This window comes from Bradyrhizobium sp. DOA9 (assembly GCF_000617845.2).
Classification (GTDB): Bacteria; Pseudomonadota; Alphaproteobacteria; order Rhizobiales; family Xanthobacteraceae; genus Bradyrhizobium.
The window spans coordinates 3,772,438-3,795,002 of the sequence record NZ_DF820425.1; the positions used below are offsets into that span (position 1 = coordinate 3,772,438).

At 67.2% G+C, this 22,565-nt stretch carries 20 protein-coding genes and 1 riboswitch; of the genes, 10 read left to right on the forward strand and 10 right to left on the reverse strand.

What is annotated here, in order from left to right:
• Positions 1-32: 32 nt before the first annotated feature.
• On the forward strand, positions 33-1,106 hold the full coding sequence (locus BDOA9_RS17510) for a serine hydrolase domain-containing protein (protein ID WP_025035256.1): 1,074 nt from the start codon (positions 33-35) through the stop codon (positions 1,104-1,106).
• Positions 1,107-1,109: 3 nt separating this feature from the next.
• On the opposite strand, the gene BDOA9_RS17515 is transcribed toward BDOA9_RS17510, so the two are convergent.
• A complete protein-coding gene (locus tag BDOA9_RS17515) occupies positions 1,110-2,024 on the reverse strand; it encodes an arginase family protein (protein ID WP_025035257.1) in 915 nt (304 codons plus the stop codon).
• 227 nt (positions 2,025-2,251) lie between these two features.
• Here BDOA9_RS17515 and BDOA9_RS17520 point away from each other — a divergent pair, with 227 nt between their 5' ends.
• Positions 2,252-3,226 (forward strand): magnesium transporter CorA family protein, encoded by a 975-nt coding sequence (locus BDOA9_RS17520; RefSeq protein ID WP_025035258.1) that lies wholly within the window; start codon positions 2,252-2,254, stop codon positions 3,224-3,226.
• A 40-nt stretch (positions 3,227-3,266) separates the two neighbouring features.
• Here BDOA9_RS17520 and BDOA9_RS17525 read toward each other — a convergent pair whose 3' ends face one another.
• Both BDOA9_RS17525 and BDOA9_RS17530 read right to left on the reverse strand, forming a co-directional pair.
• A complete protein-coding gene (locus BDOA9_RS17525) occupies positions 3,267-3,893 on the reverse strand; it encodes an alpha/beta hydrolase (protein WP_025035259.1) in 627 nt (208 codons plus the stop codon).
• Complete coding sequence (locus tag BDOA9_RS17530) at positions 3,890-4,828, reverse strand: ring-cleaving dioxygenase (protein WP_025035260.1); 939 nt, start codon at positions 4,826-4,828, stop codon at positions 3,890-3,892. Before BDOA9_RS17530 ends, BDOA9_RS17525 begins: the two co-directional genes overlap by 4 nt.
• A gap of 129 nt (positions 4,829-4,957) precedes the next feature.
• On the opposite strand from BDOA9_RS17530, the gene BDOA9_RS17535 reads away from it, so the two are divergent.
• Positions 4,958-5,869 (forward strand): LysR family transcriptional regulator, encoded by a 912-nt coding sequence (locus BDOA9_RS17535; RefSeq protein WP_025035261.1) that lies wholly within the window; start codon positions 4,958-4,960, stop codon positions 5,867-5,869.
• On the opposite strand, the gene BDOA9_RS17540 is transcribed toward BDOA9_RS17535, so the two are convergent.
• From BDOA9_RS17540 to cobU, 5 genes are all read right to left on the reverse strand, one after another.
• The gene (locus BDOA9_RS17540) at positions 5,866-8,559 is read right to left on the reverse strand and encodes a hybrid sensor histidine kinase/response regulator (RefSeq protein ID WP_025035262.1); all 2,694 of its coding nucleotides are present in this window, start codon (positions 8,557-8,559) and stop codon (positions 5,866-5,868) included. The genes BDOA9_RS17535 and BDOA9_RS17540 overlap by 4 nt on opposite strands.
• Complete coding sequence (locus tag BDOA9_RS17545; protein ID WP_025035263.1) at positions 8,556-9,590, reverse strand: ABC transporter substrate-binding protein; 1,035 nt, start codon at positions 9,588-9,590, stop codon at positions 8,556-8,558. Before BDOA9_RS17545 ends, BDOA9_RS17540 begins: the two co-directional genes overlap by 4 nt.
• A 141-nt stretch (positions 9,591-9,731) precedes the next feature.
• Entirely contained in the window at positions 9,732-10,364 is a 633-nt protein-coding gene (gene bluB / locus BDOA9_RS17550) for a 5,6-dimethylbenzimidazole synthase (protein WP_025035264.1), read from the reverse strand.
• Between the two features lie 4 nt (positions 10,365-10,368).
• Positions 10,369-11,151 carry an adenosylcobinamide-GDP ribazoletransferase gene (gene cobS, locus BDOA9_RS17555; protein ID WP_025035265.1) on the reverse strand — a complete coding sequence of 261 codons (783 nt, stop codon included), beginning with the start codon at positions 11,149-11,151 and terminating at the stop codon, positions 10,369-10,371.
• Entirely contained in the window at positions 11,148-11,651 is a 504-nt protein-coding gene (gene cobU / locus BDOA9_RS17560; protein WP_025035266.1) for a bifunctional adenosylcobinamide kinase/adenosylcobinamide-phosphate guanylyltransferase, read from the reverse strand. Before cobU ends, cobS begins: the two co-directional genes overlap by 4 nt.
• Positions 11,652-11,771: 120 nt before the next feature.
• Here cobU and cbiB point away from each other — a divergent pair, with 120 nt between their 5' ends.
• Together cbiB and cobD are read left to right on the forward strand one after the other, a co-directional pair.
• Positions 11,772-12,713, forward strand: coding sequence for an adenosylcobinamide-phosphate synthase CbiB (cbiB, locus tag BDOA9_RS17565; RefSeq protein WP_025035267.1), 942 nt, complete (start codon positions 11,772-11,774; stop codon positions 12,711-12,713).
• An 11-nt stretch (positions 12,714-12,724) separates the two neighbouring features.
• The gene (gene cobD, locus BDOA9_RS17570; protein WP_025035268.1) at positions 12,725-13,690 is read left to right on the forward strand and encodes a threonine-phosphate decarboxylase CobD; all 966 of its coding nucleotides are present in this window, start codon (positions 12,725-12,727) and stop codon (positions 13,688-13,690) included.
• Here cobD and BDOA9_RS17575 read toward each other — a convergent pair.
• Both BDOA9_RS17575 and cobO read right to left on the reverse strand, forming a co-directional pair.
• Entirely contained in the window at positions 13,679-15,127 is a 1,449-nt protein-coding gene (locus BDOA9_RS17575) for a cobyric acid synthase (RefSeq protein ID WP_025035269.1), read from the reverse strand. The two genes, cobD and BDOA9_RS17575, sit on opposite strands and share 12 nt — an antisense overlap.
• A gap of 7 nt (positions 15,128-15,134) precedes the next feature.
• Positions 15,135-15,770, reverse strand: coding sequence for a cob(I)yrinic acid a,c-diamide adenosyltransferase (cobO, locus tag BDOA9_RS17580; RefSeq protein ID WP_025035270.1), 636 nt, complete (start codon positions 15,768-15,770; stop codon positions 15,135-15,137).
• Positions 15,771-15,810: 40 nt separating this feature from the next.
• A riboswitch (cobalamin riboswitch) is annotated at positions 15,811-16,031 on the forward strand.
• A 94-nt stretch (positions 16,032-16,125) separates the two neighbouring features.
• On the opposite strand from cobO, the gene BDOA9_RS17585 reads away from it, so the two are divergent.
• From BDOA9_RS17585 to BDOA9_RS17605, 5 genes are read left to right on the forward strand one after another with little or no spacing between them, the layout of a single operon-like run.
• Positions 16,126-16,500 (forward strand): DUF1636 family protein, encoded by a 375-nt coding sequence (locus BDOA9_RS17585; protein ID WP_025035271.1) that lies wholly within the window; start codon positions 16,126-16,128, stop codon positions 16,498-16,500.
• Positions 16,497-17,531 carry a cobalamin biosynthesis protein CobW gene (gene cobW / locus BDOA9_RS17590; protein ID WP_025035272.1) on the forward strand — a complete coding sequence of 345 codons (1,035 nt, stop codon included), beginning with the start codon at positions 16,497-16,499 and terminating at the stop codon, positions 17,529-17,531. The genes BDOA9_RS17585 and cobW overlap by 4 nt, the downstream gene beginning before the upstream one ends.
• On the forward strand, positions 17,531-20,776 hold the full coding sequence (gene cobN / locus BDOA9_RS17595) for a cobaltochelatase subunit CobN (protein ID WP_025035273.1): 3,246 nt from the start codon (positions 17,531-17,533) through the stop codon (positions 20,774-20,776). Before cobW ends, cobN begins: the two co-directional genes overlap by 1 nt.
• On the forward strand, positions 20,773-21,936 hold the full coding sequence (cobG, locus tag BDOA9_RS17600; RefSeq protein ID WP_025035274.1) for a precorrin-3B synthase: 1,164 nt from the start codon (positions 20,773-20,775) through the stop codon (positions 21,934-21,936). The genes cobN and cobG overlap by 4 nt, the downstream gene beginning before the upstream one ends.
• Complete coding sequence (locus BDOA9_RS17605; RefSeq protein ID WP_025035275.1) at positions 21,936-22,565, forward strand: precorrin-8X methylmutase; 630 nt, start codon at positions 21,936-21,938, stop codon at positions 22,563-22,565. Before cobG ends, BDOA9_RS17605 begins: the two co-directional genes overlap by 1 nt.

The window sequence follows — 22,565 nt, forward strand, 5'->3', positions numbered from 1 at the left end:
GCCAGATACTTTCAGCAATCGGAGCTGCGACCGTGGCACTGCCGCTGCGGTCGGCCTCGGGGCAGCAACAGCCCACGTTGCCTTCCGGCCAATTCGCAAACGACGTGGTCCGACGACTTGATCAGGCCGTCGCCGAGCGGCGCGTGTGGAATATTCACGGTCTTCTCGTCCTCCAGAACGGAAAGCCGATCGTCGAGCGCTATTTCGAGGGACAAGATCGCCAGAGAGGGGTTGGCGATCTCGGGACGGTGAAGTTTTCGGCGGAGACGCCCCATGATTTGCGATCTTGCTCGAAGAGCATCGTGGCCTTGCTCTATGGCATTGCGCTTCAGCAAGGGAAGGTGCCGGCTCCGGAAGAGAGCCTGCTTTCCGGATTCCCGGAGTATCGCGATCTTGCCGACGAGAAGCGCTCCGGCCTGACCGTCCATCATGCGCTGTCAATGACCATGGGAACGGATTGGGACGAGAGCAGCTTGCCTTATGCCGATCCTCGCAACAGCGAAACCGCAATGGACGCCGCTCCCGACCGTTATCGCTACATATTGGAGCGTCCGATCGTCGATACGCCTGGTTCTTATTGCGGCGGAGCGACCGCGCTGCTCGCCCGCTTGATCGCAAAAGGGGCAGGGAAGTCGCTGCACGACTTCGCGCGCGAGTCACTCTTCGATCCGCTCGGCATGGGACCGACGCAATGGGCCGCAGGGCCTGACGGCGAGCCATTCGCTGCGTCAGGCGCCCGAATGTCGGTTCGCGATTTCTCTCGGATCGGGATGTTGATGCTGTCAGGTGGTCAGCTCGACGGCCGTCAGATCGTTCCCGCAGCGTGGATCACACGTTGCACGACGCCGGTCGTCAGTTCAGACGAGCTTCGCCGCTACGGCTATCAATGGTTTCTTCTCGATGTGGCTTTCGGGAAACCGAAGGGGTGGGCGTCCGGCCGCCTGGAGCGCATGTGGATGGCACAGGGAGAGGGCGGGCAACGCCTGTTCATCATTCCGGCGTTGCAGCTCGTCATCGCTTTGACGGCCGGAAACTACGGCACCGAAGATCAGTGGATTCCGCCGACGCGCGTGCTCCGGGAAATCGTTCTGGCGAGTATATCCTAGTCGTCAGCTACCCTTTCGTCCTCGAACGCAACCCAACGCATTGCAGATGATCCGCGCGACCGCAATCGCCCCCAGATTCTGCACATCGCGCTCGGGAACGTATTCGACGATGTCGAGGCCGACTATTCTGGACTTCGCCGCGACACCCCGTATGAGGTCGACCACGTCGAAATAAGACAGGCCGCCGGGTTGTGGGACGAGCACGCCCGGGACGACCGATGGATCGAGACCATCGCAGTCGATGGTGATCAGGCACTCGCCGCCACCCTCGATCGCCTCGAGCACGCTTGCGATCCCGTGATGCTGGACATGTCTTGCCGTGAAGATCTTCGCGCCCCACGCCTTTGCATCGTCGAATTCGGCACGACCGGAGCCGCCGATGCCGCGCAAGCCGACCTGCACGATGCGCTTGACCCAGGGCAATTCGCTGGCGCGCCGCATCGTGCTGGAGAAGGTATAGCCCGATCCGTTGCGCTGATCACGCCAATCAAGATGGGCGTCGATCTGCAGGATGGTCAGCCCCCTGCTGTCCTGGAACGCCTCGAAGAAAGGGATCGGGACGGAATCATCGCCGCCCAGGAGGATCGGAACGGCGCCAACGGAAAGGACGGCTTGCGTGGCTGCCCTGATCGCATCGCGGTTGGTCTCCGGCGTCGTTGGGTCGGTGGGCACGTTTCCGCCGTCCAAGACCCTCGTTTTGCCCGGATCGAGCAACTCGGCGTCCTGGTCGAAATCCCAACGGGTGAGATCGCTCTCATAGTGACGCAGCGCGCGACGGATGACCTCCGGCGCTTTTGCGGCATGGCTGGTCTGACCTGCAAGGTACGGGGTGGCATCCGACGCGCCGAACAGGATCGCGTCGGCCGCCGGCAGTGCGGCGGTCAAGTCGCAGGCCTCAACACCCAGAAATGTCGTCATGTCGGGATGCACTACGCGTATCCACGGATCACCCGCGCGTCCGTCAACGTGTATCGTCCGGCCGCGTTCCGATCGGTATCTTTCGATGTCCCATGGAAGCATCGGCGAGGAGGGCGTGAATATTGCTGTCACTGAGAGGTCTTGAACGTTTGGAACTCTCATGCGTTAGTCGGCGGATGACGGCCATGCGCGATCCAGCTTGACGATGCTGCCACGGAGTTCGGTTCTTGCTCAGACTTTACAGGTGGCCGTCCGACGACTGGCACGGCATCGGCGCGGAAATGCCCTCGGAGATCATCTGGGCCGATCTTTTGAACGGCACCGACGAGGAAAAGCAGTTCGTGGAGCGGCTGCTCGGCATCCGCATTCCCTCGGAAGACTCGCTGAGCGAGATCGAGGCGTCGAGCCGCCTGATCTTCGACCGCGGCACGCTCTATCTCAGCTCGCCCGCGGTCAGGGTCACCGAGGCCAACGAGGCCGAGATCACGCCGGTGGGCTTCGTCATCGGCCCGCACGTGCTGGTGACGGTGCGTTTTGCCGAGCTGCCGATTTTCGACGACATCGGCAAGCGCATCGGCTCCGATGACAGCCTGGAGAACGGCATGTGCGTGTTCGTGAGCCTGCTCGAGGCCATGATCGATCGCGGCGCCGATGTCCTGGAGCATCTCGGCGCCAAGGTCGATCAGCTCTCGCGGGGTGTCTTCAGGGGCGGGCTGGTGCGCACCCAACGCCCGGTGCGCTCCAGCCGCAGGATGCGGGAGGCGCTGGAGAATGTCGGCGAACTGGCCGACCGGCTCGCCAAGGCGCGCGATGTCTTGCTCGGGGTGGGCCGCATCGCCGCGTTTGCCGGCGATGTCGGCAGCGAGTGGATCACGGCGTCGTCGAAGAAGCGCCTGGAGGCCGTGTCCAAGGACGTCGTCTCGCTCAGCGATTACGAGACGCGACTGTCGGACAAGATCCAGCTGCTGCTCGATGCCGTGCTCGGCTTCATCAACATCCAGCAGAACGAGCTGTTCAAGATCCTGACGATCGTGTCGGTCGTCGGCGTGCCGCCGACGATCATGGTCGGCATCTGGGGCATGAACTTCAAGCATATGCCCGAGCTGGACTGGAGCTTCGGCTATCCGCTGGCCTGGCTCGCGGTCATCGCCAGCGGCGTGCTGCCGCTGATCTGGTTCAAGCGCCGCGGCTGGTTCGAATGATGGCAGCGGCGAATCGGTCTAACGATGCGCCGCCGCTTGATCATGCCGCTTTGGCCTCGACGCTGCTGATCCAGTCGCGGGCCAGCGCCACGTCGGCCTGCGACAATTGATGTCCTGCCGGCAGCACCTTGTGGGTGACGCTGGCACCTGCTTGCAACAGCAGCGCGGCGAGCCGGGCCGAATTGCTCGCCGGGACGATTGGATCAGCCTGCCCCGAGAGCAGCATTATCGGCTTGCCGCCGAGGTCAGCATTGGGCGGATCCGACAACGGCACCATCGCGCGCAGCAGGATCGCTCCGGCAAGCGCCTCCGGCTGCAGCAGCAACAGCGCGGCCGCGATGTTGGCGCCGTTGGAGAAGCCGACCGCGATCGGTGCGGCGAGGCCGTAGCGTTGCCGCGCCTCCGTGACGAACTCGCCGAGTTCGTGCGCGCGGCGGCGTACGTCGTCCTCGTCGAACACGCCCTCGGCGAGACGGCGGAAGAAGCGCGGCATGCCGTGCTCGAGCACGCGGCCGCGCGGCGATAGCAGGGCGGAGCCGGGCGAGATCATCTGGCCGAGCCCGAGCAGATCGTTCTCGTCACCGCCGGTGCCGTGCAACAGCAGCAGAGGTGGAGAGCCCGCATCGCCTGCGGGCTCGAAACGATGGATGAATGCAGTCTCGGTCATGACGCGGTCTCTTCCAGGCTCGGCAGAACGCCCTCGATCTGCTTGCGATGCTGTTCGAGGAAAGCAGGCAGCTTCAGGTCGCGGCCGAGGCTTGCCACGGGCTCGTCGACGGCAAAGCCCGGGATGTCGGTCGCGATCTCGAACAGCACGCCGCCGGGCTCGCGGAAGTAGATCGAGCGGAAGTAGTTGCGGTCCCTCTGCTCGGTCGGGTGCAGGCCGTGATTGCTGACGAGCTTTTGCGCCATCTGGCCCTGCTCGGCATCGTCGGCCGCGCGGAAGGCGATGTGGTGGACGGAGCCGCCGCCCTGGTGCCCGCGCAGAAAACCCTTGGCCTCGTAGATGTCGACGACGCTGCCTTCGGCATCGCCCGGCGCCTTGAAGCGGATCACCGAGCCCTCGCGCCCGGTCTCCTTGAAGCCGAACACGTCGGTGAGGACGGAAGCCGTCTTCGCCGCGCTGTCGAGCAGCAGGGTGACGCCGTGGAAGCCGCGGATCGCGTGCTCGGCCGGCACGTCGCCATTGCTCCAGCCCGGCTCGTTCTCGGCGCCTGATATCCCGACCAGCGCGAGCGCCATGCCATCGGGATCGGTGAACGGCAGCACGGACTCGCCAAAACGCTTCTCCAGCGCCTCATACGCGATGCCCTTCTCGGTGAAGCGCTGCGTCCAGTAGCCGAGCGAGCGCTGCGGCACGCGGAAGGCGGTCTGATGGGTCTCGCCGACGCCGCGGCGCCCGGCCGGGACGCCGGCCCAGGGAAAGAAGGTCAGGATGGTGCCGGGGCGGCCGGTCTCGTCGCCGTAATAGAAGTGGTAGGTGCCGGGATCGTCGAAATTGACCGTCTTCTTGACGAAGCGCAGGCCGAGATCCCGCGTGTAGAAGCCGAAATTGCGGATGGGGTCGCCGGCAATCGCGGTGACATGGTGCAGTCCAGACATGGTCGTCCTCCTGGATTCGGGGAGCGGTCTTGCTCTGACCGGAAATATCGTTCCGCTTTGGATTGGAGACAATCCATGCAAATATGACGGCTATGTCTACGATTTGGAAACAATCGACAGGGCGACGCCTTGGATAAGCTCGGCAGCCTTCGGGCGTTCGTGAAGGTGGTCGAAAGCGGCAGCTTTGCCGAGGCCGGCCGGCAGCTGCGGCTGTCGCGCTCGGCGATCAGCAAATACATCGCCGACCTCGAGGAGAGCCTCGGCGTCCAGCTCCTGAACCGCACCACAAGGCATGCGAGCCCCACCGAGAACGGCCAGCGCTATTTCGAACGTGCAGTCGTGATCCTCTCCGAGATCGAAGCCGCCGACCAGGCGGTGGCGCAGGCCCAGTCGGCGCCGCGGGGGCTGCTTCGTGTCAACGCGCCGATGTCGTTCGGCACGATGCGGCTCGGGCCGGTGCTCGCCGATTTCATGGCGCGTTACCCGGAGCTTCAGCTCCAGATCGTGCTCAGCGACGATCTGCTCGATCCCGTGCAGGACGGTTTTGACGTGACGTTGCGGATCGCGGAGCTGGAGTCTTCGAGTTTGATCGCGCGAAAAATCATGCCGGTGCCGCGCATGATCTGTGCGTCGCCGGATTATCTGGCGCGGCACGGCACGCCAAGGCATCCGCAGGACCTGCGCGAGCATGCTTCGCTGACCTACGGCTTCCTGCTCACCGGCAATCAGTGGAAGCTCACAGGCAGCGACGGCGACCACTGGATCCAGCCGGCCTGGTCGCTCTGCGTCAACAATGCCGAGGTGCTGCGCGACGTCGCGATCGAGGGCAGGGGCCTGGCGCTGCTGCCGGAGTTCATTGCGGCCGATGCGTTGCGGAAGGGCGAGCTGCGGACGGTGCTGGACAGCTATTCCGCGCCGCCGCTGGCGCTCTATGCGGTCTATCCGCCGACCCGGCACCTGTCGGTGAAGGTGCGGCTTTTCATCGATTTTTTGGTGGAGCGGTTCGGCAGGGAGGAGGGCGCGCGGACGAGCCGGGGTTAGCCGACCGAATGCTGCTGGGCCGGCTGAAGCAGATCGTCCAGCGCCCGCATCGAGGCCCGTCGAAGCTCGGCGAGTTCACGCGCCGCACTCTCATGCTCGTGCCGTGACATCGCGGGCGCTGCTTCCTCGACCTCGCGGCAGCGCTCGAACAGGCGGACGAGGCCGAGCGCGCTTGCCGCGCTGCCGAGCTGGTGCGCCAATCGTGCGAGCTGCCTGTGGTCGCAGGCCGCCGCGGCCGTGGCGATGTCGTCGATCAGCCGGGCGCCCGTCTGCTGCAGAAGCTGCCGGAGCTTGTCGATTTGCGCCGCGCCCAGCAGCTCGCGCTGGTCATCGAGGAAGGGCCGATCGATCAGTTCGGTTGCCGGGCGTTGCGCCGCTACAGGCTCGGCCGCAAGGTCATCCTCGATCGCCTCGCGCAGCGCGTTGATCAGGATCGGCTTGCTGACGACCTTGGCAATGCCGGCGCCGGCAAGCCGATCGCGGGCGCGGCGGGAGACGTCGGCGGTCACGGCGATGATGCGGGGCATCTTGGCAAGACCGAGCTCGCCGATCCGGAAGGCCGCCTCGACGCCGTCCATGTCGGGCATGTGCAGATCCATCAGAATGACGTCGAAGGTCTGATCGCGGGCGAGCGCGACGGCGGAGGCGCCGTTCCTGGCGATCGTGGCGTGGTGGCCGAGCCGGTGCAGGATCGCCGCGCCGACCTCGCAATTGACGGGGTCATCGTCGACCAGGAGCACGCGGAGCTGCCGCGAGGGCGGCGCAAGCGCGCCTTGCGCCACGCTGTTTCCGGCAAGTCCGAGCGGCACTTGAAGCGTGAAGGTGCTGCCCGCGCCAGGCGCGCTCTCGACCTTGAGCTCACCGCGCATCAGGCGGGTGAGGCGGCGCGCGATCACAAGGCCGAGGCCGGTGCCGCCGAAGCGCCGCGCGATGCTGTCGTCGGCCTGGACGAAATCCTCGAAGATCCGCTCGTGCAGCTCGGGCGCGATGCCGATGCCGGTGTCGCGCACATCGATGCGCAGGAGGAGGTGATCGTCGTGCCGCTCGGCTGCTGCGCTCACGCCGATGCCGCCGCTCGGGGTGAACTTGATCGCGTTGCCGATCAGGTTGAGCAGGATGCGATTGAGCCTGACCGGATCGGCATGCACGGCGGTGGCGACCGTCGTATCGCAGGCGAGGTCGAAGCTGAGGCCCTTATCCAGGGCTTGCGGACGCATCAGGTCTGCGGCGGCTTCGATGAGCTGGCCGAGACGGAAGTCGCGCGTCTCCAGCATTTCCGTGCTGGCCTCGAGGCGGGCATATTCCAGCACCGCATCGACCAGTGCGATCAGCGTTTCGCCCGACGCCGCCGCCGTGGCGAGGTGGCGGCGCTGGGCCTCGCCGAGGCTGCCGTCGTCCAGGAGTTGCAGCACGCCCATGACCCCGTTGAGCGGCGTGCGCAGCTCGTGGCTGACGACGGCGAGGAAGCGCGACTTGGTCTCGTTGGCCGCCACCGCCGCGCTGCGCGCGCGCTCGGCGGAATCGTGCTCGGCGAGCGCGTGGTCGCGGGCCTTCTCCAGCTCGGAGGTGCGCTCGATCACCTTGCGCTCGAGCGTGGCGTAGGATTCGCGCAAATGCGCCGCCATGCGGTTGAACTGCTCGCCGAGCGCCTCCAGCTCGTCGCCGGTCTTGATCGCGAGGCGCGAGTCGAGATCGCCGCTGCCGATCCGCCTCGCTCCTTGCGTCAGCAGCTGGATCGGCACGGTCATGCGCCGGCTGAGAACCAGCGAGACCAGCACGGCGCAGGCCAGCAGGATCACGAGGAGGAAGCTCGAGCGGCCGATCGAGGCATAGATCGGCGCGTAAGCTTCGGTGAGCGGCAGCTCGACGAACACCAGCCAGCCGAGCGAGGGCACCGTCGCATAGGTCGACAGCACGCGTTGGCCGGACAGACCTTGCTTGACGAGGCCGCCCGAAGGCGGCCCGACGCTGTCGAGCGCGGAGCGGACGTCGGCATGGCCGGAGAGATCGCTGCGCTGGAGCGCCCGCCACAGATCGGGATGCGCGATCAAGACGCCCATGCGGTCGACGACATAGGCCTTGCCGGTGTTGCCGACCCTGATCCCGGCGACCAGGTCCCAGATGAAGCGCAGGTTGACCTCGGCGACGATCACATTGGGGTCGCGCCCGGTGCCGCGCGTGGCGAGCGTCATGAACGGCTCGGTGTCGGCGAAGAAGTAGACGGGACCGTAGTAGGCCCGGCTGTCACTGGCGCCGCGGAAGGCGGCTGAAGCGGAGAGGTCGGCGTTGCTGCCGACCTTGTCGGCGATGCGGCGCGACACGCGCACCTGCTCCCGGCCTTCCGAATTGAGCTGGGCGATCTCCGCGATCGCAGGCGAGAGGCGCAGCAGGCGGGTGGCGTTCAGCCGCTCGTCCTCGTTGGTCGACAGCTCCGGCGGCAGGCGCGCGAGCCACCTGATCTGGTTCTCGATCTGACCGATGAACTGGCCGATCTGGATCGCTGCGGAAGCGGCCTGCTCGCGCTGGGTCGCCGCCAGCAGCTGCTTCTGCTCGCGATAGGAGAACCAGACGTCGAAGCCGGTGTTGATGGCGAGCGCGGCAAAGGCGAGGGCGACGATCGCGTAGAGATATTTCCTGAACAGCCGGCCGGGAGGCGCCTGCGATTGTCCCTGGTCGATCGGCTCGTTCACTCGCGGATCTCGTCGGCGCGTGCGAGCAGCGTGAACTGGATGGTCAAGCCGAGCGTGCGGGCGACCGTGCGGTTGATCAACAGCTCGTATTTGCGCGGCGATTGCACCGGAAGGTCGCCGGCCCTGGTGCCGCGCAGGATGAGATCGACGTAGTCGGCCGAGCGCACCTCGAGCGTCGGTCCGTAGCTCATCAGCCCGCCTGCATCCATGAAATAATGGAACGGATAGATCGTGGGCACGCGGTACTGGGCGGCTGCCGCGACGACCGCCTTGCGGTTGACGACGAGAAAGCTGTCGACCAGCGCCAGCATCGCCGCCTTGGGCGGTTCGGAGAAGCGCCTGACGGCATCGTCGATCTCCGCCGGCGCGTTGACGGGGGCGGGGACCGCGGACACGCCGGACGCTGCGGCCTCCTGCTCGATCGAGTCGAGAAAGAAGCGCCCGCCGCGCGGCGTGGTCGCCGGGTTGAACAGCACGCCGACGCGCGCGACATCAGGCACGGCCTCGCGGATCAGCTGCAGCCATTTGCCGCCCATCTCGGCGCTGCTGTTGGTGAAGCCGGTGGCGTTGCCGCCTGGATGGGCGAGGCTTTCGACGAAGCCGTTGCCGACCGGATCGTTCGCGGTCGCAAACACCACCGGGATGGTCCTGGTGGCGGCAAGGACCGCGGCGGTCTCGATCGTCGACCCCGTCAGGATCACGTCCGGCTTGAGGTCGAGCAGTTCCTGGACGGCCGCCTTCAGTCTGTCCGGTGCGCCGAAGGTCGAGCGGAGCTCGAGGTGGAAGTTGACGCCTTCGACCCAGCCGCGCTGCCGCAAGCCGGCGACGAGGTTGCCGAGGCGAGAACTCGCGCTGTCGATCATGCCGCGCCTGGTCAGCTCGTCGTCGAGCGGCAATGCGGTGAGCGAGGCGACGATCCGCATGCGATCGGGCGTTGCGCCGAGCGCGATCCATCCCGCGGCCGATGCAGTCGCGAGACGAATGAAGCCGCGGCGATTGATCGCCGCGGAAACGAAGGATCGCCCCGTCATGGACTACGTTGCACGATCGCCTTGCCCTGCTCGATGCTTAGCGTGAAAGCGGGGTGCCCACAATCGGCGAAAGGCGCATGTGAATGTTCGTTCGCAGGCTTTCGATCCGGCGCCCGGTCGCGTTACCGTTCGAGTGCCAGCCTAGCGCCGCAGCGTGAACGCTTCCGCGTTCCGCCGCTGCTCCCATTTCGCCTGCTCCAGCTCCGGCCGGTCGCACTCGACCTCGGGATAGCCGATGCAGAGATAGGCGATGAATTTCCAGGTATCAGGCACATCGAGAATGGCGTGAATGCGATCGGGATTGAGGATCGACACCCAGCCGAGGCCGATGCCCTCGGCACGCGCGGCGAGCCACATCGCGGTGATCGCGGCGACCACGGAATATTCGGTCGTCTCCGGCATGGTCGCGCGGCCGAGGCCGTGGCCGATGTCGCTGGCCTTGTCGGCAAACACGGCAAGGTGGCCGGGGGCCTGTTCGAGGCCCGACAGTTTCAGCGTGGCATAGCGCGCCGCGCGCTCGCCGGAATAGCAATTCAAGGCGTCGGCATTGCACGACTTGAAATCGTCGGTGACCGCCCGGCGCCGTGCGTCGTCTTCCACGACCACGAAGCGCCAGGGCTGGCTGAGGCCGACCGAAGGCGAGAGGCAGGCGGTCTCGATCAGGCGATCGATCGCGCCTTGCGGCAACGGATCGCTGCGGAAGCGGCGCACGTCGCGGCGCCACACGAACAGCTCGCGCAAGTGTTGGCGGAAGGTATCGTCGAACTCGACCATGAGGTCATCGCCCCAGCTGGAAGGACGCGGCCACCAGCAGGATCAGGATCTCGCCGGTCTGCTCGAATGCGCCGAGAATGTCGCCGGTCTGCCCGCCGATCTGGCGCACGGCAAGCCGCGCCAGCATCAGGCCGGCAAGCGACAGCAGGATCAGGCCGACCAGCGCCTTGCCCGGCCCCAACGCCAGCACAAGCGCGAGCGTTCCAAGCGCGAAGGCGATCGCCACGCTGCGGCCCGGCGGCGCCCCGGCGCCGGCCGATAAACCGTCAGGCCGCGCCGGCGGCACCAGCGACATGAAGGCCGGCACGCCGGCGCGGGCAGCAACGTGCGCCGCGCACAGCGCGAGCATGACCGACCATGGATTTGCGATCGTCACAAGCGCGCTCCAGCGCAGTCCGAACGACAGGATCAGTGCGCAGATGCCGTAGGTCCCGATCCGGCTGTCGCGCATGATCTCGAGCTTGCGCTCGCGGGTGCGGCCGCCGCCGAGCCCGTCCGCGGTGTCGGCGAGTCCGTCCTCGTGCAGCGCGCCGGTGACGAGGGCCGTCGTGGCCAGCACGAGCAAGGCGGCAAGGCCCGGCGTCAGTCCGAAGCGAATGGCGATCTTGTAGACGAGCGCTCCGGCGAGGCCGACCAGCAGTCCCGCGACCGGCAGCGCCCAGGTCGCGCGCGTGATCGCGCCGTCGCTCGCGGGCTTCGCGGATGCCACCGGCAGGATCGTCACGAACGATGTCGCCATTCTGAGATCGGCGAAGATATCTTTGAGAAATTCGGCGCGCGGGATCATTTCAGTTTCATCGGCAGGCCGGCGACGACGAACTCGACCTCGTCGGCGAACTCGGCGATCGTCTGGTTCATGATTCCGGCGGCGTCTCGAAAACTGCGCGCCAGCGCGTTGTCAGGGACGATGCCGAGGCCGACCTCGTTGGTGACGAGCACGACAGGGCTCTTGAGGTTGAGGAGGGTGGCGGCAAGCGCGTTCACCTCGCCCTCCCAATTGAGCTCCGCATGCATGACGTTGGAGAGCCAGAGGGTCAGGCAGTCCACGAGTCGCGCGCCGCCGCCATCGCTCGCGACCAGCGCCGACACCAGATTGAGTGGCACCTCGCGCTCGATCCAATCGGCTCCGCGCCGCGCACGGTGTCTTGCGATGCGTTCCTGCATTTCGCCATCGAGCGCTTCGGCCGTCGCGATGTAGACGGGCTGGCCGGGAAAGCTGCGCGCGCGCGCTTCCGCCCGGGTGCTTTTGCCCGATCGCGCCCCGCCGGTGATCAAGATGACGGCCATGAAGGTCTCCTGCCGCAGCACTAATCATCAAACGCGGCCAAAGACAAAGCCGAAATCAGGCGGCGAGGGGCTTGCGCTCGGCCGCCGTCTTGCGCAACAGGGGCGGGACAGGAGCTAGATGTGGACTTTGCGGGCGCGATGGTTGTGGCGATGGCGGTGGATGCCCTTCTGGGCTGGCCGGCCCGGCTGTTCGCGTGGATCGGCCATCCCGTCACCTGGCTCGGCTGGCTGATTGCGGTCATCGACACCGCCTGGAATCGCGCGTCCGATCCGCCGGCATTGCGTCGAGCCGCCGGCATCGCCGGCGCGCTTGCGGTGATCGCGCTCTCCGCTGCGGTCGGTTGGGCGCTTCAATCGCTGCTTCCTTCGGGCTGGATTCAGGTCGTGCTGATTGGCATCCTGGCCTGGCCATCGGTCGCGCTGCGCTCGCTGCATGATCATGTCGCTGCCGTTGCCACGCCCTTGCTGGCCGGCGACCTTGCCGCGGCGCGCGATGCGGTCTCGCGCATCGTCGGCCGCGATCCCGCAAGCCTCGATGAAGCCGGCATCGCGCGCGCGGCGATCGAGAGCCTCGCCGAAAACGCCTCCGACGGTATCGTCGCGCCGGTGTTCTGGGGCGCGCTGTTGGGCTTGCCCGGTATCCTCGGCTACAAGGCCATCAACACGCTGGACTCCATGATCGGCCATCGCAGCGAACGGCATGAGGCGTTCGGCTGGGCGGCGGCGCGCATCGACGATGTCGCCAATTTCATTCCGGCGCGGCTGACCGGATTCCTGTTCGTGCTGCTGGCACCGCAGCGGTCGGAGGCATTGGCCTGCATGACGCGCGATGCGCGCCGGCATCGCTCGCCGAATGCCGGCTGGCCGGAAGCGGCCATGGCGGGCGGACTCGGTGTGCGGCTCAGCGGCCCCCGCATCTACCACGGCCGCGCGACCGACGAGCCCTGGCTGAACGAAGGCGCGCGCGATCCGCGCGCCGCCGACATCGCCGAGGCATTGGCGGTCTACCGCCGTGCCATGCTGCTGCTCGCAGGCCTGCTTGCGATCCTGGCCTTCGTGTGAAAAAACAGGGCATGCGCGAGCACGGTGGAAATCTGGACCAGGCCCAGCAGCGTTTTGGCGGCCGCGCGGAAGATTGGATCGATCTGTCGACGGGCATCAACCGGCTGCCTTATCCGGTGGGCGAAGTGAGCTTGCATGCTTGGAGCGCGCTGCCGTCGCGTGCCGAGATCGAGGCGCTGCATCGGGCGGCGCGGCAGGCCTATCGCACGAGCGCGCCGGTTGTTGCGGTGGGCGGTGCTCAGGCCGCCATTCAATTGCTGCCGCAACTCGCGACGCCGGGACGGGCGCGCATCCTCGCGCCGACCTACAATGAATATGCCGGCGTCCTGTCGGCCGCCGGCTGGGATGTCCAGGAGGTTGCGGAGCTCGATGCGCTGGCCTGTGCGGACCTCGCCATTGTCGTCAATCCCAACAATCCCGACGGTCGCTGCCATTCGCGCAAGGATCTGCTCGCGCTGCTGCCACGCGTCGGCCGCCTCGTCATCGACGAGAGCTTTGCCGATGCCGTTCCGCAATTGTCGCTTGCAACTGATGCGGATCGACCGGGCCTGTTGATCCTGCGGTCGTTCGGTAAGTTCTATGGCTTGGCCGGCCTGCGGCTCGGCTTCGCCATCGGTCATGCCGCCGACATCGACAGGCTTGCTGCGATGTCCGGCCCATGGCCTGTTTCGGGCGCGGCGATCGAAATCGGCTGCCGTGCCTTGCGCGATGAGGCCTGGGCCGAGGCAACGTCGGCGCGGCTCGCCCGCGATTGTCTTCGTCTCGACGCGATGGCGCATGCGCAAGGCTGGCGGCTCATCGGCGGCACGCCGCTGTTTCGCTTGTACGAGACGCCCGACGCGCTGGCTGCGCAGGACAAGCTGGCGCGCAGGCACATCTGGTCCCGCGTCTTCGCGCAGCAGCCGACATGGCTGCGCCTCGGACTTCCCGGCCGCGAAGCCGAATGGACGCGCCTTGCCGAGGCTCTAGCGCGCTAGCGCGAGCAGGCTTGGGACGTCGAGATGCTTTTCCATCTGATCGGCCAGCGCCTCGAGCGCGCTCTCGACCCTGGCGTGATAAAGCTCTTCGCCCGCGGGAATGCCGAGCTTGGCGAGATAGGCCTTGCGGAAATCATCCGACGTGAACAGGCCGTGCAGATAGCTGCCCTGCACACGACCATCTCTTGAGATCGCGCCTTCAGGCTCGCCGTCCAGCTTTGCGAACGGGCGGGCGCGATCCGGGCCGTCGGTGCGGCCGATGTGGATCTCGTAAGCCTGGATCGGCTGATCGGTCGCGGCATGCACGGCCGCAACGCGCGTGAGGGTCTTTTGCGGGCTCATCGCCGTCTCGACATCGAGAAGCCCGAGGCCCGGCGTGTCGCCCGCAGGTCCCTCGATGCCCTCGGGGTCGGCGACGCTGCGTCCCAGCATCTGGTAGCCGCCGCAGAGACCGAGCACATGGCCGCCCCTGCGGTGGTGCGCGAAGAGGTCGATGTCCCAGCCCTGCGCGCGCAGGAAGGCGAGATCGCCGCGCGTGGATTTCGAGCCGGGAATGATGACGAGACGCACGTCGCCCGGAATCGCCTCACCCGGGCGCACCATCACGAGATCGACACCCGGCTCGAGCTTGAGCGGATCGAGATCGTCGAAATTGGCGATCCGCGAGAGTGCGAGACAGGCGATCTTGCACTGGCCGGGCTTGCGCGCGTCGCTCAGGCCGAGCGCATCCTCGGCCGGCAACTCGCCGGCACGCGGAAACCAGGGCAGCACGCCAAGGCCGCGCCATGCAGTCTTTTGCTCGATCAGCCTGTAGCCGTCGTCGAACAGCGTGGGATCGCCGCGGAACTTGTTGATGACGAAGCCGGAGATCATCGCGGCATCGTCGGGGTCGATCACCGTCTTGATGCCGACCAGCTGCGCGATGACGCCGCCGCGATCGATATCGCCGACCAGCACGACCGGCACGTTCGCCTTGCGCGCGAAGCCCATATTGGCGATGTCGGCCTTGCGCAAATTGACTTCGGCCGGGCTGCCGGCGCCCTCGACCAGCACCAGATCGGCGCGGGCCTTCAGCCGTTCGAAGCTCTCCAGCACCGCGCCCATCAGCGACGGCTTCATGGCCGCGTAGTCGCGCGCACGGGCCGTTGCGATGCGCTTGCCATGGACCACGACTTGCGCGCCGACATCGGTCTCGGGCTTGAGCAGCACCGGGTTCATGTCGGTGTGCGGCTCGACGCCGGCGGCGAGCGCCTGCAGCGCCTGGGCACGGCCGATCTCGCCGCCGTCGACAGTGACGGCCGCATTGTTCGACATGTTCTGCGGCTTGAACGGCAGCACCCGCAGACCGCGGCGCGTGAAGGCGCGCGCGAGGCCCGCGACGATGAGCGATTTGCCCACGTCCGAGCCGGCCCCCTGGATCATCAATGCGCGTGCCATCGTGCCTTCAGAACTCGACGCCGGCCTGCGCCTTGATGCCGGAACGGAAGGGATGCTTGACCAGCGTCATCTCGGTGACGAGGTCGGCGATCTCGATCAGCTCGTCCTTGGCGTTGCGGCCGGTGAGCACGACATGCGTCATCGCAGGCTTCTGCGTCGTCAGGAACTCCACCACCTCGGCGATGTCGAGATAGTCGTAGCGGAGCGCGATGTTGATCTCGTCGAGCACGACCATGCGCAAGCTCTCATCGAGGATCAGCTCCTTGGCCTTCTCCCAGCCGGCGCGCGCGGCGGCGATGTCGCGAGCGCGGTCCTGCGTCTCCCAGGTAAAACCTTCGCCCATCGCGTGGAACTGACAGAGATCGCCGAAATGGCCGGTGAGCAGGCGCCGTTCGCCGGTATCCCAGGCGCCCTTGATGAATTGCACGACGGCGCAAGGGAAGCCGTGCGCGACACAGCGGACGATCATGCCGAAGGCCGAGGAGGATTTTCCCTTGCCTGCGCCGGTATGGACGATGATCAGGCCCTTTTCGCCGCTCTTGGTCGCCATGATCTTGTCGCGGGCGGCCTTCTTCTTCGCCATTTTCTGGGCATGCCTGGTGTCGGTTTCCTCTGCTGTTTGGGTATCCGGTTCAGGCGTCATGGGACCCGGTCCTTCGGCTTGACAAGTGGCGGCCACCGGCAAATGGTGGCCGGGCGTTGGTTCCTGTCCTATGACAGGCGAAGAGGGAATGCGATAGGGTCCGAATCGGCAAGATTGGGATCCAAACTGCAGCCGCCCCCGCGACCGTGACCGGAGAGATGCCCGAAGCCACTGATTCCCTAGGGAATCGGGAAGGCGGGGATCGAAGGGTGAAAACCCTGCTCCGCAAGCCGGGAGACCTGCCAGCGCGGACGAGTTTTGGACCGGCGGACGGGGTGTTCCGCGACGGGGAAGCGGGCCTTTCGAAAAATGGTCCGTGCGCCTCATCGCCTCCCGCTGTTATCTGGAAGAGGCGATGACCGTCACACTTCATGTCTGCATCACCTGCCGCGCCGGCCAGACGCTGGGCGAGGGCGAGACGACGCCCGGCAAGCGCCTGCATGGCGCGATTCTCGAGGCCGGCGTGCCCGAGGGCGTCAGCGTGGTTCCCGTCGAATGCCTGTCGGCCTGCAGCCAGGGCTGCTCGGTCGCGCTCAGCGCGCCCGGCCGCTGGTCCTATGTCTATGGCCGCTTGTCCGACGCGAATGCGCAGGACGTGGTCGCAGGCGCTGCGGCCTATGCGGCCGCGCCGGATGGCATCGTGCCCTGGCGCAGCCGGCCGGAAATCTTCCGCAAGCAGTCGCTTGCCCGCATTCCCCCCATAGCCGTCGTGCCGGAGGCCGCCGAATGAACTCGCTCGCAAAAGTCCCGGTCACGGTGGTCACCGGCTTCCTCGGCTCCGGCAAGACGACGCTGATCCAGCATCTGCTCAGCAACGCCGGCGGCAAGAAGCTCGCCGTGCTCGTCAACGAGTTCGGCAGCGAGGGCGTCGATGGCGAGATCCTGAAGTCATGCGCCGATGCGAACTGCCCGGAGGAGAACATCGTCGAGCTCGCCAATGGCTGCATCTGCTGCACGGTCGCCGACGATTTCATTCCGACGATGGAGCAATTGCTGGCGCGCCCGGTGCGGCCCGATCACATCCTGATCGAGACCTCGGGCCTGGCACTGCCGAAGCCGCTGTTGAAGGCGTTCGACTGGCCGGAGATCCGCTCGCGCATCACGGTCGACGGCGTGATCGCGCTCGCCGATGCCGAGGCTGTCGCCGCCGGCCGCTTCGCACCCGATCCGGCGGCGGTCGAGGCGCAGCGCGCGGCGGACGACAATCTCGATCACGAGACGCCGCTGTCGGAAGTGTTCGAGGACCAGATCGCCTGCGCGGACATCGTGCTGCTGACCAAGGCCGATCTTGCGGGCGCGGCCGGCATCGAAGCCGCAAAGGCGGCGATCACCGCCGAGATGCCGCGCCGCGTGCCGATGCTTTCAGTCACCGACGGCGCGATCGATGCGCGCGTCATCCTCGGGCTCGGTGCTGCCGCCGAGAACGATCTTGCCGCGCGGCCCTCGCATCATGACGGCGAAGAGGAGCACGAGCATGACGACTTTGCTTCGGTCGTGATCGAGCTTCCGGAGGTCGCTGACGTCGATGCGCTGGTCGCATCGGTCCAGAAGCTGGCGCGCGAGCAGAACGTGCTGCGGGCCAAGGGCTATATCGCGGTCGCGGGCAAGCCGATGCGGCTGTTGCTGCAGGCGGTCGGCGAGCGCGTGCGCCATCAGTTCGACAAGCCATGGGGCGCGGGTCTCAGGCAGTCGAAGCTCGTCGTGATCGGCGAGCACGGCGATATCGACGAGGCTGCGATCAAGGCGGGATTGGGAGTCTGATGCACGTCGTCTTCCGCGAGAGCCGCGGTCTCGAGGAGACCGCGACGCCAAGAGACATCGGCCAGGACCCGGCCGATCTCGTGGTGCTCTCGTATTCGGATTCCGACCTTGCCGCGTTTGCGGCCGGCTGGCGGCGCGGCCGCAGCAGCCTGCCGTCGCTGCGGCTCGCCAATCTCGCCGAGCTGCGTCATCCGCTGTCGGTCGACACCTATATCGAGCGCACGCTGGCTCAGGCGCGCGGCATCTTGGTGCGCCTGATCGGCGGTGAATCCTATTGGCCCTATGGGCTCGCAGCGCTGCAGCAACTCGCGAAGGACCGCAACATCGTGCTCGCCGTGCTGCCGGCCGACGGCCGCGACGACACGCGGCTCGATGAGTATTCGACCCTGCCGGTCTCGACGCTGCGCCGGCTCAAGGTGCTCTGCGACACTGGCGGCCCGGTCGCGGCGCAAGCGGCGATCGCGCAGCTCGCGCTGGCCTCGGGTCTCTATGCCGGGCCTGTCATCGGCGAGATGACCGTGCCCGAGATGGGATTTTACGATCCCGCGCGCGGCGTCATTGCTACGCCGGCAGCCGGAGCGAAGCCGCTCGCGCTCGTGACGTTCTATCGCTCCTATCTCACCGCCGCGGACACCGGGCCCGTCGATGCGCTGATCGCAGCGTTGCGCGAGAAGGGTTTTGACGCCTATGGCGCCTTCGTCACCTCGCTGAGGGCTCCAGGCGTCGCCGATTGGCTGCGCACGTATCTTGCGCAAAATCCGGCGGCTGCGATCGTCAACGCGACGGCGTTCTCGGCCGTGGGCGACGACGGCACGACGCCGTTCGATACCGCATCCTGTCCCGTGTTCCAGGTCGCACTCTCCACGGCGCGGCGCGAGGACTGGGCGACCTCGCTGCGTGGCCTGTCGCCCGGCGATCTCGCGATGCATGTGGTGCTGCCCGAGGTCGACGGCCGCGTCTTCACTGGTGTCGTGAGCTTCAAGTCGGCGGCAGAGCGCGATGCCGATCTGCAGTTCTCGCATCTGGCGCACCGGCCGGACGAAGCGCGTGTGAAAGCGGTCGCCGCGCGTGTCGCGGCCTGGCAGCGTCTTGCGGAAACGCCGGCTGCCGGGAAGCGTGCCGCGATCGTGCTCTCGAACTATCCGGGGCGTCCGCATCAGATCGCGCATGCGGTCGGTCTCGATGCGCTGGCCTCGATCGAGGCGCTGGTGTCCGATCTCGGTCAGGCCGGCTTCGAAATTGCGCCCGTTCATGCGCTCGGCAAGACGCTGCTGAAGCAGAGCTTGACCTGGAGCATTCCCGACTATCGCGCGGCGCTCTCGCGTTTGCCCCAATCCTTGCAGGATGATCTCTCGCAAGCCTGGGGCGCGCCGGAGACCGATCCGGACTGCCGCGACGGCACGTTCCATTTCGCGGCCATCGCAAGCGGCCAATCGATCATCGCGGTCCAGCCCGAGCGCGGCGATGCGGCCACGCGCGATGCCGATTATCACGATCTCGCCCGCACGCCGCGCCATGCTTACGTCGCGTTCTATCTCTGGCTTCGCGAGCAGGGGATCGATGCCGTCGTGCATATGGGCGCGCATGGCACGCTGGAATGGCTGCCCGGCAAATCCGTCGCGCTGTCGTCGTCGTGCTGGCCGGAAGCGCTGATCGGCGATCTCCCCGTCATTTATCCCTTCATCGTCAACGATCCCGGCGAGGCCGCGCAGGCCAAGCGCCGTATCGGTGCCGTCACCATCGGCCATCTGCCGCCGCCGCTGGAGACATCCGCGGTGCCGGAAGGCCTGCGCCGGCTCGAACGCCTGCTCGACGAATATTCCACTGCTGACGGACTCGATCCCGCCCGTCGTCAGCGCCTGATTGCGGCGATCCGCGACGAGGCGCGCGCGGCAGGTCTCGAAGCCGATCTCGGTCTGGATGCCTCGGCCGCGCCGGCCGAAGCCATCCCGCGGATCGATCGCTTCGTCTGCGATCTCAAGGAGAGCCAGTTCGGCGACGGCCTGCACGTGTTCGGCCGCGGCGCCTGCGGCGACGCCGAGCGCGATGCGCTGCGTGTGGCGCTTGCCGGCCGGCGCGTTGCGCCGGGGCCGTCGGGCTCACCCTATCGCGGGCGACAGGACGTGCTGCCGACCGGGCGCAATCTCTTCGCCGTCGACCCCCGCGCGGTGCCGACGCCGTCGGCGCATGCGCAGGGGATAAAACTCGCCGAAGAGCTGCTGCGCCGTCACCTGCAGGATCACGGCGACTGGCCGAAGGGCCTCGTCGTCGATCTCTGGGGCTCGGCGACGATACGCACCGCGGGCGAGGAGTTCGCGATGGCGCTGCATCTGGCCGGCCTCGCGCCGCGCTGGGATCATGCCTCCGGCCGCGTCACCGGTTACGACATCATCGCGCCGGCCGAGCTCGGACGCCCGCGCATCGACGTCACGCTGCGCGTATCCGGCCTGTTCCGCGATGTCTTCGCGCCTCTGGCGCAATTGTTCGAAGCCGCCGCCGAGGCGCTCGCCGCGCGCGAGGAGGAGGGCGAGGAGAATCCGTATCGCCACCGCGCGTCCCGCGTTTTCGCGCCACGGCCCGGACAATACGGAGTCGGCCTCTCGGCGATCCCGGATGCCTTTACGCCGGAGACGCGCGAGGCCGCCGGCGAAGCCTGGCTGTCGGCATCATCCTGGGCGTTCTCTGCCGATGGCGCGATGCAGCCGGATCGCGCCGGCATCGAACAGCGTCTCGCATCGGCCGACGCTTTTGTCCATGTCCAGGACCTGCCCGAAACCGATCTGCTGCTGGCTGCCGATTATGCCGCGCATGAGGCAGGTGTTGCTGCGGCAGCCGCGCATCTCGGCGCAGGCGCGCCGTCGCTGTACCACCTCGACACGACGCGCCCCGCCGAGCCGCATGCGCGGACGCTGACCGAAGAAATCTCGCGTGTCGTGCGGGCACGCGCGGCCAATCCGGCCTGGATCGCCGGCATGATGCGCCACGGCTTTCGCGGCGCCGCCGAGATCACCGCGACGCTTGAGCACATGGCCGCCTTCGCGCATCTCGCCGGCGCCGTGCCGCCGCATCTGTTCGACCTCTATTACGACGCGACGCTCGGCAATGACGACGTCCGCGCCTTCATGGCGCGCGAGAATCCGGCGGCGCTGGCCGCAATGGAAACCTGCTTCACGCGCCTGCACGAGGCTTCGCTGTGGCGAACCCGGCGCAATTCGATCGCGGCGGCGCTGCGGGAGGCCTCATGAGCGCGGCCTCGGTCAAGGGCTGGTGTCCCGGCGCGCTGCGCCCGATGCAATCGGGCGACGGCCTTGTGGTGCGCGTGCGCCCGTTCGGCGGACGCCTTGAAGCACCACAAATCTCCGGGCTCGCGGAACTCGCTGAACGCTTCGGCAATGGTCTGATCGACGTCACGAGCCGGGCCAACCTGCAGATCCGGGGCGTCAAGGAGGACGGCCATCGGCCGCTGCTCGACGGTCTTGCGCGATTGGCACTGCTCGATCCCGACGCCGATATCGAAGCCAGGCGCAACATCCTGGTGACGCCGTTCTGGAGCAGCGGCGACGAAACCCAATCGCTTGCGGCGGAGCTCGAGGAGGCGCTTGCCGATAGCGGCCTCGCGCTTCCCACCAAGTTCGGCTTCGCCATCGATGACGGACGGTCGCGCGTTCTCGCCGCCGATTCCGCCGACATCCGCATCGAGCGCGACCGCTCGGGCGCTCTCCTGGTGCGCGCCGACGGCGCCAGGCTCGGCCGTTCCGTCGATCGCGGCCAGGCTGTGAGCGCGGCGCTGGCGCTCGCAAGCTGGTTCCTCATCTCCGGCGGTGTGAAGGACGGGCGTGGGCGCATGGCAGCCCACATCGCATCCGGCGCCGGGTTGCCTCAATCGTTGCGCGGCGAGACCGAGCCGGCGCCGGTGATGGCCGCGGTGCGGCCCGGGCAGTATCCGCAAGGCGCCATGGTCGGCGTCGCGTTCGGGCAGATGCTGCACACGACGCTGCAGCAATTCGCGGCCTGCGGCCATGCGCTGCGCATGACGCCGTGGCGGATGGTGTTGAGCGAGGGCAAGCGCGAGATGCCGAGCGGGGCGGGCCTCATCACCGAGCCGTTCGATCCTGCGTTGCGCGTCATCGCCTGCAGCGGTGCGCCGCGCTGCCGCGAAGCCCATGCCGATACGCGTGCGCTCGCAGCAGCGCTCGCGCCGCGCATCGCTGCCGATGCGCGCCTCCACGTGTCCGGTTGCGGCAAGGGCTGCGCCCATTCCGGCACGGCTGCGGTTACGCTGGTGGCGACGCGCGCCGGTTTCGATCTCGTCCGCGACGGGTCGACGCGTGACGAGCCGGCCCTGCGCGGCCTGAATGGGGCCGACATCGTCAGCGATCCCTCCATCCTCGTGGGAGGGAACTGATGCCGCACACCTACGAGACGGACGGCGCTGCGATCTACCGGCAATCCTTCGCCACCATCCGGGCCGAGGCCGATCTCGCCCGCTTCACGCCGGACGAGGAACAGGTGGTGGTGCGGATGATCCATGCCGCCGGCATGGTCGGCCTGGAAGCGCATATCCGTTTCACGCCTGGTATGGCGACTGCCGCGCGCGCGGCGTTGCAGAAGGGCGCGCCGATCCTGTGCGATGCGCGCATGGTCTCGGAAGGCATCACGCGCGCGAGGCTGCCGGCGGCCAATGCCGTCATCTGCACGCTCGGAGACGAGTCGGTTCCTGCGCTCGCGCAGTCCATGCGCAACACGCGCTCGGCTGCCGCGCTGGAGCTGTGGCGGCCGCACCTCGACGGCGCGATCGTCGCGATCGGCAATGCCCCGACCGCGCTGTTTCATCTGCTCAACATGCTGGAGGATCGCGATTGCCCGCGGCCCGCGGCGATCATCGGCTGTCCCGTCGGCTTCGTCGGCGCGGCCGAGTCCAAGGCCGCGCTGATGGCCGATCCGCCGGCGCCTGCGCTGACCGTCGAAGGCCGCCTCGGCGGCTCCGCCATCACGGTTGCTGCCGTGAATGCGCTGGCGAGCCGGAGCGAATAG